Source organism: Cellulophaga baltica 18, assembly GCF_000468615.2.
Lineage (GTDB): Bacteria > Bacteroidota > Bacteroidia > Flavobacteriales > Flavobacteriaceae > Cellulophaga > Cellulophaga baltica.
Genome location: NZ_CP009976.1, coordinates 1,563,991 through 1,577,127 on the forward strand (window position 1 = coordinate 1,563,991; position 13,137 = coordinate 1,577,127).

Below are 13,137 nucleotides of genomic sequence, written 5' to 3' on the forward strand. Positions count from 1 at the left end.
TTATTGTTTTTTAAACGTAAATTTTAGTTCCTGTGTGCTGCCGTCTTCTTCCTCTGTAAGTACATAAGCTATCATTTCCTGGTCGCTAATTCTTTCATAGGTAAGACCATCAAAATACAGTTTGTTTTTTTCCTTTTTTACTAAAGGAAAATCTTGAAATTCATCTTTGGCTTCCCAGCCATCAAGATCTCCTGAAAAATGCTTTAATTGTAAATGAATGGTTTCTCCTTCTTCAATAATATGGCCCAGTTCGTAAAAATCTACTTTGCCTTCAATAACTAAGCGAAATGAGAACATCATAGAATCTCCTTCTGCTTTGGTCCAGATTTCTTCACTAATACCTCCAAAGGCTTCACCCACCCAGTGGCCCGTCATAAAGCTAGCATCTTCAAGCGTAGCTTTTGGTGACGTTTCGTCTTCTCCTAAAGAAAATGTGTTTTGTGCCGTACAGAAACTTGTAACGAGTAATAGAAGGTAGAATGGTTTCATAAGTGTGTTATTTACAAAGATCTAATATACAATTTATTTGACATGTTGAATATCAATGAATTGAAATACGGTATTTTGTGAGTAAGCCCGCAAGATTATCTTTGGAGAACGTTGCATTTTTTAGAACATTAGCTTCGGGGTCTATAGAAAAATTGAGGGCAGAAGAAAAATCTGCTTTTTGTAAAATGGTATTGCTGAAGATAGCAGCACTCAAATCGCATTGATCAAAAATGGCTTCACTAGCATCTGTATTTGTAAAATCTACCTGACTCATTTTACAGTTAGTAAACCGTGTTTTTCTAATTTTTAAGCTGTAAAAAGATGCGAAGTCTAAGTTGCAATTTTCAAAGCTGAAGGATAAAATAAAGGTATTGCAGTATTGAAAGTTAACACCCAATAATTTACAGTCTTTAAAAAGCGTCTCTTTTAAAGTTACTTCCGCAAGAGTAGCATTGCTAATATCACAGTCTATAAATTCACATTCAGAAAAGGTGCTATTACTTAAGTTTGCCTTGGAGAAATTGCAATTTTCAAAGATACAATTCTCATATTCTGCTTTGGGCAATCTAGTAATGCTGTAGTTTTCTCCTTTAAAAGTAGTATCAAGAACTAAATCTGTCATGGTTGTATCGTGAGGATGCTATTGTTTAAACAATACTACAAAAAATAGTTAGTAACTACAGATTAGGCTTTATTTTTCTTTACAGTTATAGTGTGATGTATGGTAAATTTTATAATGTCGCGGTTATAGAAATCTACACCAGATTTCTGCTGTTGAAATAGATTAAAATAGCCTATTTCAAAACCTAGATGATCAAGAGGCATAAACTGGATACTAGTACCTATCCTATTTTGATCAAATATATTGTTTACAATAGAACTACCTGCGTTTATAAAGAGTTCATCAAAGGCTTTTAGGCTCACTTTTTTTAGGGGTATATATTTTAATTCAAGTTTATAGCGTAATCTAGCGTTTGCATAGGTATAAGAGTCAGGTTCTGTTTCTAAAAATCGAAATTCTGACCAAAATCGATGATGCACTAGAAACTTTTCAGATAGTATTTGTTTGTAGGCAAGTTCTATCTGTGGTCTGATTTCTTTTTGAGTGTAATAATCCTTCACTTCAGGGTCGTTGGGTAGTGCTTGCAGTACACCTGTGATACCAACGGCGGTTGTCCAGCCGTTACCTAATTGATATTCTAGATTTGTTCTAGAAAGCACTTGTTGTTGGCGCCAAGGATTATGATAGTTTCGCTGGTCTAATTCTTGCCTAATTTGATAGTTGTCATTCAACTTAAGTTTTAAAGAATAGCTAGTCCATAGTGCATCTTGATTAATAATATGCTTCTGTCCTAATGCACAAAAGGTATTGAGATAGCTGAATAGCACTATGGGTAGTGCACGTACTCCTATTTTCATCGATATTAAATATAGGAACAAATGTATAAAAAATAGTATTCCTATAGTTTAAGTAGAATAAAATAATTAGCGTCTAATTAAAGGAGTGTTGAAACATGTAACCGTGTTACTTTTTTGATTTTAGGGGGCAACTTGAAAAGCCTAATAAAGGGTATAAAGGGCAAAAACTAACCAGACTTGTGATGACAAAAACACCGGCAAGAATTAGTAGGATGATGCCAAGTGTACCAGTAATTACATTGGTAAAATAGAGTACAGCAATTAAAGCTGCAAGAAGTACTCTGATTGTTTTGTCTGTAGTTCCCATATTTTTTTTCATGATATATTATTTAGTAGATAATGTTACTATCAAAGATCACGAATGAATATGTTTTATAAAGTGACTAAAGTCACATAAGGCTATAAAGATGTCTTTTTATTTTACTAAATTAAAGAAGCCGCAATTTTCACAAGCCTTGCCACCAGTTTGAGGTTGTATTGATGCTATCCTTTACCCTAATTTCGGCTCCTAATTCCGGGGTAAGTATAGGTAAGTTTAATTTGTCTGCGGCTACTTTCAGACGCGTTACAGGGTCTGTCCAGTCATGTAAAGCTAGTTTAAATCCTGCCCAATGTATAGGCATTATTTTTCTAGCATCTATATCTATTCCTGCTTGTGCCGTTTCTTCAGGCATCATATGTATATCTGGCCACATTTTGTCGTATTGTCCGCATTCCATTAATGCAATATCAAAAGGGCCATATTTTTCACCTATTTCTTTAAAATGTGAAGCATAACCACTATCGCCACTAAAATAAATATTTTCATCTTCTGATTGTATCACCCAAGAACTCCAAAGTGTACTCTGGGTAGTATTAAATTTACGTCCAGAAAAATGTTGCGCTGGCGTGCAGACAAGAGTCAGTTCTTCCAAGTGGGTTTCTTGCCACCAATCTAATTCGGTTATGCGATCTTCTGAAACGCCCCATGCTTCTAAATGCACTCCTAAGCCTAGGGGAACATAGAACTGTTTGGTTTTATCTTTTATCTTTAAAATAGTTTCATAATCTAAATGATCATAATGATCGTGTGAAAAAAGAACCGCATCAATAGTTCCTAATTTGTCTACAGCTAACGGAAAATTATTATTAAACCGATTTTCTCCTAATAATGGGTGAGGGGCTGCAACTTTACCTAGCATAGGATCTAAAAGAATAGTTTTTCCTTGTAGTTGTAATAAGAATGAGGAGTGCCCGTACCACACCAAACGCGCCTCTTTCGCATAATCAGCAACTGCTGCCGAATCTAGTTTGTGAACTTTTAAATCTTTCTTAGGTCTGCCGTTAGGCACTTTTGTAGTTAAAAACGTATAGCTAAGCTTCAGTGTTTCAGAAAAATTTAAATCTTTAGGAACTGCTCTATGATTGTTAAATATTCCTTTTTTAAATTGGGGAGACTTTTGATAGACCAGTTTACGCGCCTTAGAAACTTCACCGCCAAAACTTGGGTAAAAGTTCGTGAATAAAAAATAGAATACGATTGCGAAGCCGATGATGGCTAGAACGATGATGATTATTTTTTTTAAAATTCGTTTCACCATGGGATGTATAAGACTAAGGTCTTGTTGTTTTATTGAAAACTGAAATTCTGAAGCAGTTTAGAGGTGCTTAATGATTATTTAGCGATTTAAGCGCTCTTTTTTTTCTTTAAAATACGCTTTGTCAGCAATGTAAATTGTCTTCGTCACTTCACAAAAAGTAACCGTATTTTCTTTGTCCGTCAAGGCGGTATGTTTCACAATTTCTATTTCGTTATTAGCTTTAACTCGCTTTTTAATTTCTGCTACTTCGGCTAAAGTATAATTGAAGTCCGCATATAAATTTTCTTTTGCTGGTTTTTTAAATTTTATTTCTGCAGCTTTATCCCAAACTACATAATCATCTCCAATTAAGTTCATTAATTGAACCATAGGAATGGGGTCTACAGCAGCAAACATACTTCCGCCAAAGATAGAACTTACATAGTTTTTGTTCTTATAACTAATTGGGAGTTTGATACGGATATGCAGCAAGTCTTTAGAAATTAAAACAATTCTCGCCGTAGTTCTTCGGTACATAGGAGAGAAATTAAAGCCATATTTAAATAGGGTGGCGGTTTCTATGTATTTACTTCCTATGTCAGCGATCTTTTTATAAATAGACATGCAAAAAAATGATATTACTAAATTAGTGCCAAAGTTAAGGAAAATAGCTCCTCTCTTATTTTTAAAAGAGTCCTAAAAACTTCTTTTTAACAATAGTATTTGGCCGGTTAATTTGAAGTACATCGGTAAGTCCAAATTTGTCAAAACCATCAAAAAGTGCGTCTACTCCTTTGGCCATTTTTAAGGCAACTTCCTCATCATACAAAGGGATAAGAGTATAAAAAGTGATTGTTTTATTTTCCAGTTCAAGGATAGGGAACTTATCGCCAAACAGTATGGACGGCAATAAAATCATAGTATTTAGCTTTGTGTTTTCGGCAAAGGCTTCGGGTGGGTTTCCATTAGGTATGGTATGCCCGTAACTAAGCCATGTGTTGTATTCGTGCGGAAACCTAGCAAGATATTTTAAAAACCTAATGGGCCAATAATTGTTCTCATCTTTAAAATCTTCTTCTGATATTTTCCACTCTTCTGGCAAGCAAATACTCAATTCTGCATAATCGCATCCTTCTACACCTTCGGGGGTATTCATTGGTTTATCACTCATTCCAGAAGTAATTAAAGTATGAAAAGGGTGTTCTTTTGTAGGTTTAACCCAGTGCACATCTATATGTACTTGTTCTGATACTATTTCATGAAATACCATATGTATTTCACCGATATGGGCTTCAATATGATCAGATATTTCATCCATTGAAGAATCGCCACCGGCTCCTTTAAATTCGTTTTTATCTTCGTTTGTATACCTATAGATAGGAGATCCAGATTCAGATTTTTCCATGGTAATTTATGTTTTTAGTTACGTTTTCTTTTTAATTGTACCCAGATATAATCATCGAGAATTACACCGTTTTTGATTACAGCGTCTTTTTTAATGGATTCAAGGTAAAAACCATTTTTTTCTAGTACTCGCATTGATGCTTTGTTAAATGAAAATACTCCGGCTTCGATTCTTATAATTTCAAAGGTTTTAAAACTATAATCAACCATCAATTTTATTGCTTCAGAAGCAATACCATTGCCCCAAAAAGGCGCTGCAATAAAATAGCCCATTTCAGCACTTAATCTAAATACATCCGTATTGATCGTTATCCCAATTTCACCTACAAATTGATCTTTCCAATAAATTAATTTCCGTTCGGGTATCGCTTTATCAGTTTGTAGGTTTATAAAATCTTCAGCGTCTTTTAAGGTAAACGGATTAGGTACTTTATCATACCCATTATCAAAAATGATTTTGTTATTTCTATAAGAGGCATAAGCTTCTACAACGTCTAAAGTGTATTCTCGTAATGCTACCATAATTTGAGTATCTTAATTCTTTCACTACGAACCCATCAAGTTTTCATAGGCAATTATAAAAACTGTAAAAATGGACATTCATCTTTGCTTTACATCACTTTACTAGCCAAGTATTTCTGTACTTCATAAACATCAATACTCTTATTAAATTTTTTACTTACAGACGGAATGTCTTCACTAGAAATCCAAATTTTTAATTCGGCATCTAAATCAAAAGTTCCTGCAGTCTCTAAAGAGAATCTAGATATACTTTTATAAGGATAAGATTGGTACTGTACTTTACTACCCGTTAATCCTTGTACGTCTATGAGAATTAAACGTTTGTTAGTAAACATGAACGTATCGCGGAAGAGTTTAAACCCTAATTCTACCATTTCATTGTCTAATAATAGTCGACCATATTTTTCTTGAAGCTTGTCTATCGAAACTTCGCTTGCATTACCTAATATTTTATTGAGTAGTCCCATGTGTTATTTTATTTAGTTTGTTCTAATTATTTATTTCGGCATAAACCTGTTAGGGTCTTCTTTGGTTTTTTGAACTTCAGAATTTAAATAAGACTCTTTTACTGGTTCAGATAATTCTGCGGCATTAATAAGGGATTCTTTTTTAGAAAAACTACGGATTAGAATATAGGGTGTAATTACTAGAAAAATCATTAAAGCAACGATTAATCCAAGTGTTGAAGAAATTAAAGCTCTAAAACTGAAACTACTTTTAAAAAACATAGTCCAATAGTTACTAACAGAATTTTGTTCTAAACAATATGAGACTATTTTAAATATATTGTTTGAGCTAATTGCGAAGTTTATCACTAAGGCTAAGATAATTCCTCCTAGTATTAAGTAAGCTGCTATATTCATAGTTTTGGTTTTTAATAGTTTGGTTGTTTACACTCTAAAGTATAAAAAGTTCCTTACTTCCAGAACTCCCACCATTTTTTTTCGGTTGCTGGTGTCTTTATAGGATTGGGGGCTTGCTTTTTTGTTTTTATTGATCCTTGGTCACTTTCACTTTCATAAGTGATTTTCCCGTCTTTTGGAACTGTTATTTCTGATTTCGTAGATTTTGCTTCTTTTTTTAATTGGGTTTTGGAAATGCTAAAAATGTATCGGGTGGCTTTAGCATCGGGTGCAATATCCCAAAAAGGTTTGCCGAGTACTACTCCCATTTGGTTCCAAATTATTTCTGAAGGATCTTCAGAGGTAGATTCTACAGCTAATTTCTCTCCTTCATCATGCATTCTATGATCTTCAACCTGCATGATAGACCTTTTTTCGATGCAGTTCTCCGTGTAAATAATATTAAATGCCATGGAAGTTTCAGAGAGCGCAAAGGTTAATACATTCTGGTTTTCAATAGAAAAAGATTCCGTACATCGATCCATACTAATGAATAATAAAGTACCCTGTTCAGAAAAATACACATCACAGATTCCTTCATCTTTCCAATTGGAAGATGCAGTTTCAAAGTCAATTTCAGATTGTTTTTCTAGATTCCATCCAAGTTTTTCTTGTAGGTAATCAAAATCAGCCTCAAAATTTTTATTAATTGCAATACCAGATAAGTTGAATCCCATTTTAAAAAGTCTATTTATATATTACTTAAACATAGAACAAATCCTTTATTATTTTATTGCATATCGTGGATCAGTGAGAGATAAAAAGTAGGGTATTTTGCATTTCAATTGTTTTAGAAGCAGAACAGGAAATTTAAACCATTTCTTAATTTAAATAACTAAAGCATGAAAAAAATACACCTACTACCTTTTTTAGCGGTATTCGCAACTTTAGGGTTACAAGCACAAACAGAAGAAAAAATAGCTGCTAAAACTTATTATGAGCAACGGGCATTGGAAGATGCTAAATACGAACAAGAGTTTACGGCAGACGATAAAATTACTGAAGAAGAATTTTGGGATGAGCAACAAGCTTATGAGAAAGATTTAAAGAAGCGTGATAGAAAAGCATACCGCGCCTATATGAAAGGCAAACGTGATGCGTATGCAGAACATTATAACCATTGTGATGATCATTGCCATCATAGCACACATTATTACAGCCATGCTACCTATTACTATTATGGCTACAACAGAAATTATTACCGTCCTTCTAATAGGACAACCGTAAGAACTAGCGTACGAGTGCCATCTGTACGTGTAGGAGTTGGAATTTTATAATTAATTTCAGGAATGAAAAAGCGGTCTAAATAGACCGCTTTTTTTATATCCAATAGTTATTCAATTTTGCCACCATCGCGTTCTGGAGATCGTGGTTCTGGCCATGTACGTTGTTCTCCTGATCTTGGGTTTATTGGTAAAACCGATTTCTCTCGAGAAGTTTTTTCAGGATCTTCACTTGCTTTGTACGCCATTATAGCAGTTAATATGGCATTATTTCGCACATCATCAAAAACAATTTTATCATAGGTGTCTAAGTTAGTATGCCACGTGTAATTCCAATAGCTCCAGCTTAAAGAACTCAAAGAAAAAGCAGGGAGACCCGCAGCAACGAAAGAAGCATAATCAGAGCCACCAGTACTAGGAACGCCAGGAAAAGTAGTCTCAATTTGTTTTGTAATATCTTTTGGAGCGGCTTCTAACCATTTTCCAATATAATCATAGGCATGTAAGAAACCTTGTCCAGAAATTTTCACCACTCTCCCTGTTCCGTTATCTTGATTAAATACTGCTTGTACATTTGCAATAATTTCTGGATGATCTTCAACAAAAGCACGAGACCCGTTTAAACCTTGTTCTTCACTTCCCCATAGTCCTATTAAAATAGTTCTTTTTGGGTTTGGATAGAATTTTTTTAGCAAACGAGCGGCTTCCATCATCGTGATGGTTCCGGTACCATTATCAGTGGCTCCCGTAGCACCATCCCAAGAGTCAAAATGCGCAGATAGAATTACATATTCCTCAGGAAATTCTGTTCCCTTTATTTCTGCTAGTGTATTAAAAGTAGGGACAGTTCCTAGTTCTTTAGATTCGGCAACAACTTTTAATTTTGGCTGATCCCCATTTTCAGTCATTCTATAAATTAGCCCATAGTCTTCTAGGGATAAATCTACAACTGGAATTTTTTTGGTATTGGCACTGAAAATTTTGTTTGCACCAAATCCATTAGACCATCTGGACTGAATGATACCTAAAGCTCCAGCTTTTTCTAATTCTTGATTAATGGTTCTGGACGTAAACCCTGTTTTACGCATACGGTCACGCCAAGAATCTTCTAATGCATCGCGATCTTTTTTCATTTTTTCAAAAGATTCCGGAGTTGCAAATTCTTCCCAGTTGTAATCAGGTCTACCAGTAGGTTGGTTCATAGATACCAAAACAATCTTACCTTTTACATTAGGTAACCATTTCTGAAAGGCAATAGAATCTGCTACTTCTGGTATCGTAATTAAATTCGCCGTAATTCCTTTCTTTCCGGTACTAGGACTCCAGGCTAATTGCATACCGCTTAAGCTTACCACGCGAGGAGCAATTAAATCTACATGTGTAATACCACGTTCCCAACCGCGCCATTTGCCGTATTCTTCCATACGGGCATCTATACCCCATTTTTTGTAAGTGGCAATAGCCCAGTCACTTGCTTTTTTCATTTGTGGGGTTCCTACCAGTCGTGGACCCACTACATCCATAAGTTCATGGGCCAATACCTCTAATTGAGAATTGTCATTGGCTTCCGTAACCATTTTTTCTACAATTGCATCTGTAGTTTGTGCCGTACTCGCTGTAAAAGAAAAGAGTAACAGGAGTACGGTAAATAAGTTGTTTGTTTTCATAATGTTCCCGTTAATTAATTCGGAAACTAAGATACTTCTTTTGATTGCGTGCGGGTGCTTTTGAAATCTAAAGAGAATGTTAAAAAAAGATGCGTTGTGCCATTCTAAACGTATTAGCATGTGCTTCAATTATGATTTTTATATCTGGAGAATAGCCACCACCCATGCTACATTGAACAGGAATTTTGTGATCAAAACAGGCTTGGAGTACAATTTCATCCCGTTTTTTGCAGGCCTCTAAACTCAAAGCTAAAGTGCCTAATTTATCACTGGCTAACACGTCTACTCCAGATAAGTAAAAAATGAAATTAGGTTGTACTTTTTCAATAAGTTCTGGCAAGGTTTTTTTTAAGAGGGCTAAATAGGTTTTATCTTGAGTACCTGTTTCTAATGCAATGTCTAAATCAGAGACCTCTTTTTTAAAAGGGTAATTACTCTTGCCATGCATGGAAAATGTAAACACAGAAGTATCGTTTTGAAAAATTTCTGCGGTACCATTACCTTGATGCACATCTAAATCAACAATCAATATTTGCATAGCTAATTTTTTTGCCTGTAAATATCTGGCGCCAATGGCTTGATCATTTAGCATGCAAAAAGCTTCCCCATGATCAGAATAGGCATGGTGAGTGCCGCCCGCTATATTCATAGCAACTCCATGTATTAATGCATAATCACATGCTTTCATAGTGCCATCTGCAATAATCCGTTCACGCTCCACCAAATCTTCGGAAAGCGGAAAACCAATTTTTCGTGCCGCTTTAGGATCTATTTTAATATTCAATAAATCATAATAATACTCCGCGTCATGAACGGCTAGAATATACTTATCATTGGGGATTTCTGGTTCAAAGAAATTTTCTTTTTGGCAAGTACCTTCATACAGTAATTGTTGTGGCAACAAATCATACTTCGCCATGGGGAACCGGTGTCCGTCTGGCAAATGATGTTTGTATATCGGGTGACAAGCAATTTTAAGCATGTACTGTTATTTCTGTAGGGCTAGCTGAATGCGTTTACGAGCCACATCAACCTCCATCACTTTTACAATTATTTGTTGTTGTAAACTTACATGTTCATTTACATCTTTTACAAAAGTATCAGATAGGTTTGAAATATGAATAAGACCACTTTCCTTTATTCCGATATCTACGAAACACCCGAAATTGGTGATATTGTTTACAATACCAGGAAGTACAAGTCCTTCATGTAAATCGGTAATCGATTTTATTTGTTGATCAAAAGTGAATACTTTGGCTTTTTCGCGGGTATCTAAACCTGGCTTCTCCAATTCTTTTATAATATCTTTTAACGTAGGTAAACCAATATCTTCGCTACAATAGGCATTGAGATTTATGCTTTCTAAGACACTTTTATTTCCTATAATTTCTTTGATAGAAATACCCTTGTCTTTCGCCATGCTTTTAATCAAATCATAACGTTCTGGGTGTACGGCAGAATCATCTAACGGATTTTTGGCATCTTTAATTCTTAAAAATGCAGCCCCTTGTTCAAAAGCTTTTCCGCCTAGGCGTGGTACTTTTTTAATTGCTGTTCTGCTGGTAAAAGCCCCATTTTCATTTCTATAGGCAACAATATTTTCTGCAAGTTTTGGCCCAATTCCTGAAACATAACTCAGCAAAGGCACGCTTGCTGTATTAATATTTACACCAACGGCATTTACGCAACTTTCTACAACGGTGTCCAAAGATGTTTTTAGTTTAGACTGATCTACATCATGCTGGTATTGACCAACCCCAATAGATTTTGGATCTATTTTTACCAATTCTGCCAATGGGTCTGCTAGTCTTCTTCCGATAGAAACAGATCCGCGGACGGTAACATCATAATTAGGAAACTCATCACGTGCTATTTTAGAGGCCGAGTAGATAGAGGCTCCTGCTTCACTAACCACATAAACTTCTATTGGGTTTTTAAAAATGATGCGTTTAACCAATTGCTCGGTCTCTCTAGATGCGGTGCCATTCCCAATAGCAATAGCTTCAATTTTATACGCATCTACCAAACTACTTATTTTCTTTATAGCGCCTGTACTATCATTTTGTGGGGCATGCGGATAGATATTCTCATTATGAACTAAATCGCCTTGAGAGCTTAGGCAAACTACTTTACAACCACTTCTAAAGCCTGGATCTATAGCGAGAATACGTTTTTCTCCCAAAGGAGCGCCTAATAAGAGTTGTTTTAAGTTTTTAGAAAAGACTTCTATAGCCTCTGCGTCTGCTTTTTCTTTAGCCAGCTTTAAGGTTTCATTAGATAGGGAAGGGTATAAAAGACGTTTGTAGGCATCCTCTATGGCTGCTTTTATATACGTAGTACTAGAACTTCGATTTTTTATAATTCGGTCTTCTATTTTTTCTATCGTACGTTCGTCTTCAATTACAACTTTTACACGGATAAATTTTTCATTCTCTGCCCGTAAAATGGCAAGTAATCTATGGGAAGGACAGCGATTTAAAGACTCGCTCCAATCAAAATAATCACGGAATTTCTGAGCTTTTTCATCGTCTTTTTTGGTGCCAACAACCTTCGTAGTAATCTGCGCAAATTTTTCTAATTGATGACGAATTTGATTTCTAACATCGGTGCGCTCATTAATCCACTCTGCAATAATATGCTGGGCACCTTCAATAGCATCATCTTCATTGACTACGGCATCATTCAAATACTGCGATGCGATGTAATCAATATCATCATTTTTCTGTGCCATGATGATTTTAGCTAAAGGCTCTAAGCCATTTTTAATAGCTACTTCAGATTTTGTATTTCTCTTTTTCTTAAAAGGTAAATACAAATCTTCTAGTGAAGTTAGATCTGGAGCATCTTCAAATTTCTTTTTTAGTTCTGGGGTAAGAGCTTCTTGTTCATCAACAGCTTTAATGATTGCCAATTTTCGCTTTTCTAAAGCTTCATATAATTCTTTGTACTTTACAATTTCACCAATTTGAACCTCATCCAAGTCGCCAGTTTTTTCTTTTCGGTATCTAGAAATAAAAGGTACGGTACAGTCCTGATCTAGAAGTTCTACCGTATTGGCTATATTTTTCTCTAAGAGTTGGGTATGCTTTAATAAGTAGGGAATAAGTTGCATAAAGTCTATAAATTAAAAACCTATGCAAGATAGAAAACTGCATAGGTTTTAAGTGAATTTTATAAATAGATTAAGCAACTTTTTTCATCAAATCAAAACAAGGGCATTTTTTACAACGCTTGCTTTCTGACTTTTTATATTTAGAACAGCACTTACTTTTAACTTTATCGGTTTTGACCTTAGTCATTTTCGATAATTTCTTCAATGCCTTTTCTTCTTTCTTTTTCTGCTTTTTTTTGCCCACAACAAACGTGATAAGTATTGCGAGACAAAGCTAACTTATTTTTACTTAATCTAAATAAGATTAAATGTTAAATTATTGAGGTGTATCTATTGAGGCAGAGGTAATTGTAAGTTGTTGTATATCTCTGTCAAATAAATAAAGTCCGCCTTTATCATCACCAATTAGATTTATTTTGTCTAAAATAGTCCGGGCCATCGCCTCTTCTTCTATTTGTTCTGCAACGTACCACTGTAAAAAGTTGTGCGTAGCATAGTCTTTTTCTTGAAGGCTAATATGTACTAATTCATTGATGCTTCCTGAAACGAAAACTTCATGTTCAAATAATTTTTCGAACATTTCTTTAAAGGAATTGAAAGTTACATTTGGGGCGCTCAATTCTGATATTTGTGCATGACCACCACGTTCGTTAACAAACTTTACCAGTTTTAGCATATGGTCTCTTTCTTCTTGAGATTGATCATACATAAAACCAGCAACACCTTCAAGACCTTTAACCTCAGCCCAACAGGCCATAGCTAAATATATCTGAGAAGATTCTGCCTCTATTTTTATTTGATGATTTAATGCGTTCTCTATAGTTTTTGATAACATGTTTT

Annotated in this window: 16 protein-coding genes; 1 reads left to right on the forward strand and 15 read right to left on the reverse strand. The window is 34.9% G+C overall.

Going from position 1 to position 13,137, the window contains the following annotated elements:
* The 11 genes from M666_RS06630 to M666_RS06680 form a co-directional block, all read right to left on the reverse strand.
* Entirely contained in the window at nt 1-489 is a 489-nt protein-coding gene (locus tag M666_RS06630) for a DUF6265 family protein (RefSeq protein ID WP_029447273.1), read from the reverse strand.
* 52 nt (nt 490-541) lie between these two features.
* Nucleotides 542-1,111: a pentapeptide repeat-containing protein gene (locus M666_RS06635; protein ID WP_029447272.1), complete on the reverse strand. Its 570-nt coding sequence runs from the start codon at nt 1,109-1,111 to the stop codon at nt 542-544.
* A 62-nt stretch (nt 1,112-1,173) separates the two neighbouring features.
* Nucleotides 1,174-1,908 carry a DUF2490 domain-containing protein gene (locus M666_RS06640; RefSeq protein WP_029447271.1) on the reverse strand — a complete coding sequence of 245 codons (735 nt, stop codon included), beginning with the start codon at nt 1,906-1,908 and terminating at the stop codon, nt 1,174-1,176.
* Between the two features lie 106 nt (nt 1,909-2,014).
* A complete protein-coding gene (locus M666_RS06645) occupies nt 2,015-2,227 on the reverse strand; it encodes a YgaP family membrane protein (RefSeq protein WP_029447270.1) in 213 nt (70 codons plus the stop codon).
* Nucleotides 2,228-2,354: 127 nt separating this feature from the next.
* Nucleotides 2,355-3,488: an MBL fold metallo-hydrolase gene (locus M666_RS06650; RefSeq protein ID WP_029447269.1), complete on the reverse strand. Its 1,134-nt coding sequence runs from the start codon at nt 3,486-3,488 to the stop codon at nt 2,355-2,357.
* 78 nt (nt 3,489-3,566) lie between these two features.
* The gene (locus tag M666_RS06655; RefSeq protein ID WP_039325292.1) at nt 3,567-4,091 is read right to left on the reverse strand and encodes a DUF4442 domain-containing protein; all 525 of its coding nucleotides are present in this window, start codon (nt 4,089-4,091) and stop codon (nt 3,567-3,569) included.
* Between the two features lie 61 nt (nt 4,092-4,152).
* Nucleotides 4,153-4,872, reverse strand: coding sequence for a suppressor of fused domain protein (locus M666_RS06660; protein ID WP_029447267.1), 720 nt, complete (start codon nt 4,870-4,872; stop codon nt 4,153-4,155).
* Nucleotides 4,873-4,886: 14 nt separating this feature from the next.
* Nucleotides 4,887-5,393: a GNAT family N-acetyltransferase gene (locus tag M666_RS06665; protein ID WP_029447266.1), complete on the reverse strand. Its 507-nt coding sequence runs from the start codon at nt 5,391-5,393 to the stop codon at nt 4,887-4,889.
* 89 nt (nt 5,394-5,482) lie between these two features.
* Complete coding sequence (locus tag M666_RS06670; RefSeq protein ID WP_029447265.1) at nt 5,483-5,860, reverse strand: PH domain-containing protein; 378 nt, start codon at nt 5,858-5,860, stop codon at nt 5,483-5,485.
* Between the two features lie 30 nt (nt 5,861-5,890).
* On the reverse strand, nt 5,891-6,256 hold the full coding sequence (locus M666_RS06675) for a hypothetical protein (protein WP_029447264.1): 366 nt from the start codon (nt 6,254-6,256) through the stop codon (nt 5,891-5,893).
* Nucleotides 6,257-6,309: 53 nt separating this feature from the next.
* Complete coding sequence (locus M666_RS06680; protein ID WP_029447263.1) at nt 6,310-6,972, reverse strand: hypothetical protein; 663 nt, start codon at nt 6,970-6,972, stop codon at nt 6,310-6,312.
* Nucleotides 6,973-7,137: 165 nt separating this feature from the next.
* On the opposite strand from M666_RS06680, the gene M666_RS06685 reads away from it, so the two are divergent.
* Nucleotides 7,138-7,572, forward strand: coding sequence for a hypothetical protein (locus tag M666_RS06685; protein ID WP_024482048.1), 435 nt, complete (start codon nt 7,138-7,140; stop codon nt 7,570-7,572).
* Between the two features lie 56 nt (nt 7,573-7,628).
* On the opposite strand, the gene M666_RS06690 is transcribed toward M666_RS06685, so the two are convergent.
* From M666_RS06690 to M666_RS06705, 4 genes are all read right to left on the reverse strand, one after another.
* A complete protein-coding gene (locus M666_RS06690; RefSeq protein ID WP_029447262.1) occupies nt 7,629-9,185 on the reverse strand; it encodes a M20/M25/M40 family metallo-hydrolase in 1,557 nt (518 codons plus the stop codon).
* Between the two features lie 79 nt (nt 9,186-9,264).
* Nucleotides 9,265-10,167, reverse strand: coding sequence for a histone deacetylase family protein (locus M666_RS06695; RefSeq protein ID WP_029447261.1), 903 nt, complete (start codon nt 10,165-10,167; stop codon nt 9,265-9,267).
* Nucleotides 10,168-10,173: 6 nt separating this feature from the next.
* A complete protein-coding gene (locus M666_RS06700) occupies nt 10,174-12,297 on the reverse strand; it encodes a Tex family protein (protein WP_029447260.1) in 2,124 nt (707 codons plus the stop codon).
* Nucleotides 12,298-12,613: 316 nt separating this feature from the next.
* Nucleotides 12,614-13,132, reverse strand: a complete 519-nt coding sequence (locus M666_RS06705) for a ferritin (protein WP_024482044.1) — start codon at nt 13,130-13,132, stop codon at nt 12,614-12,616.
* Nucleotides 13,133-13,137 lie beyond the last annotated feature (5 nt).

Bases quoted from the DNA above. Each gene is read 5' to 3' on its own strand.
- M666_RS06630 (WP_029447273.1), bottom strand. From the start codon at position 489: ATGAAACCATTCTACCTTCTATTACTCGTTACAAGTTTCTGTACGGCA.
- M666_RS06635 (WP_029447272.1), bottom strand. From the start codon at position 1,111: ATGACAGATTTAGTTCTTGATACTACTTTTAAAGGAGAAAACTACAGC.
- M666_RS06640 (WP_029447271.1), bottom strand. From the start codon at position 1,908: ATGAAAATAGGAGTACGTGCACTACCCATAGTGCTATTCAGCTATCTC.
- M666_RS06645 (WP_029447270.1), bottom strand. From the start codon at position 2,227: ATGAAAAAAAATATGGGAACTACAGACAAAACAATCAGAGTACTTCTT.
- M666_RS06650 (WP_029447269.1), bottom strand. From the start codon at position 3,488: ATGGTGAAACGAATTTTAAAAAAAATAATCATCATCGTTCTAGCCATC.
- M666_RS06655 (WP_039325292.1), bottom strand. From the start codon at position 4,091: ATGTCTATTTATAAAAAGATCGCTGACATAGGAAGTAAATACATAGAA.
- M666_RS06660 (WP_029447267.1), bottom strand. From the start codon at position 4,872: ATGGAAAAATCTGAATCTGGATCTCCTATCTATAGGTATACAAACGAA.
- M666_RS06665 (WP_029447266.1), bottom strand. From the start codon at position 5,393: ATGGTAGCATTACGAGAATACACTTTAGACGTTGTAGAAGCTTATGCC.
- M666_RS06670 (WP_029447265.1), bottom strand. From the start codon at position 5,860: ATGGGACTACTCAATAAAATATTAGGTAATGCAAGCGAAGTTTCGATA.
- M666_RS06675 (WP_029447264.1), bottom strand. From the start codon at position 6,256: ATGAATATAGCAGCTTACTTAATACTAGGAGGAATTATCTTAGCCTTA.
- M666_RS06680 (WP_029447263.1), bottom strand. From the start codon at position 6,972: ATGGGATTCAACTTATCTGGTATTGCAATTAATAAAAATTTTGAGGCT.
- M666_RS06685 (WP_024482048.1), top strand. From the start codon at position 7,138: ATGAAAAAAATACACCTACTACCTTTTTTAGCGGTATTCGCAACTTTA.
- M666_RS06690 (WP_029447262.1), bottom strand. From the start codon at position 9,185: ATGAAAACAAACAACTTATTTACCGTACTCCTGTTACTCTTTTCTTTT.
- M666_RS06695 (WP_029447261.1), bottom strand. From the start codon at position 10,167: ATGCTTAAAATTGCTTGTCACCCGATATACAAACATCATTTGCCAGAC.
- M666_RS06700 (WP_029447260.1), bottom strand. From the start codon at position 12,297: ATGCAACTTATTCCCTACTTATTAAAGCATACCCAACTCTTAGAGAAA.
- M666_RS06705 (WP_024482044.1), bottom strand. From the start codon at position 13,132: ATGTTATCAAAAACTATAGAGAACGCATTAAATCATCAAATAAAAATA.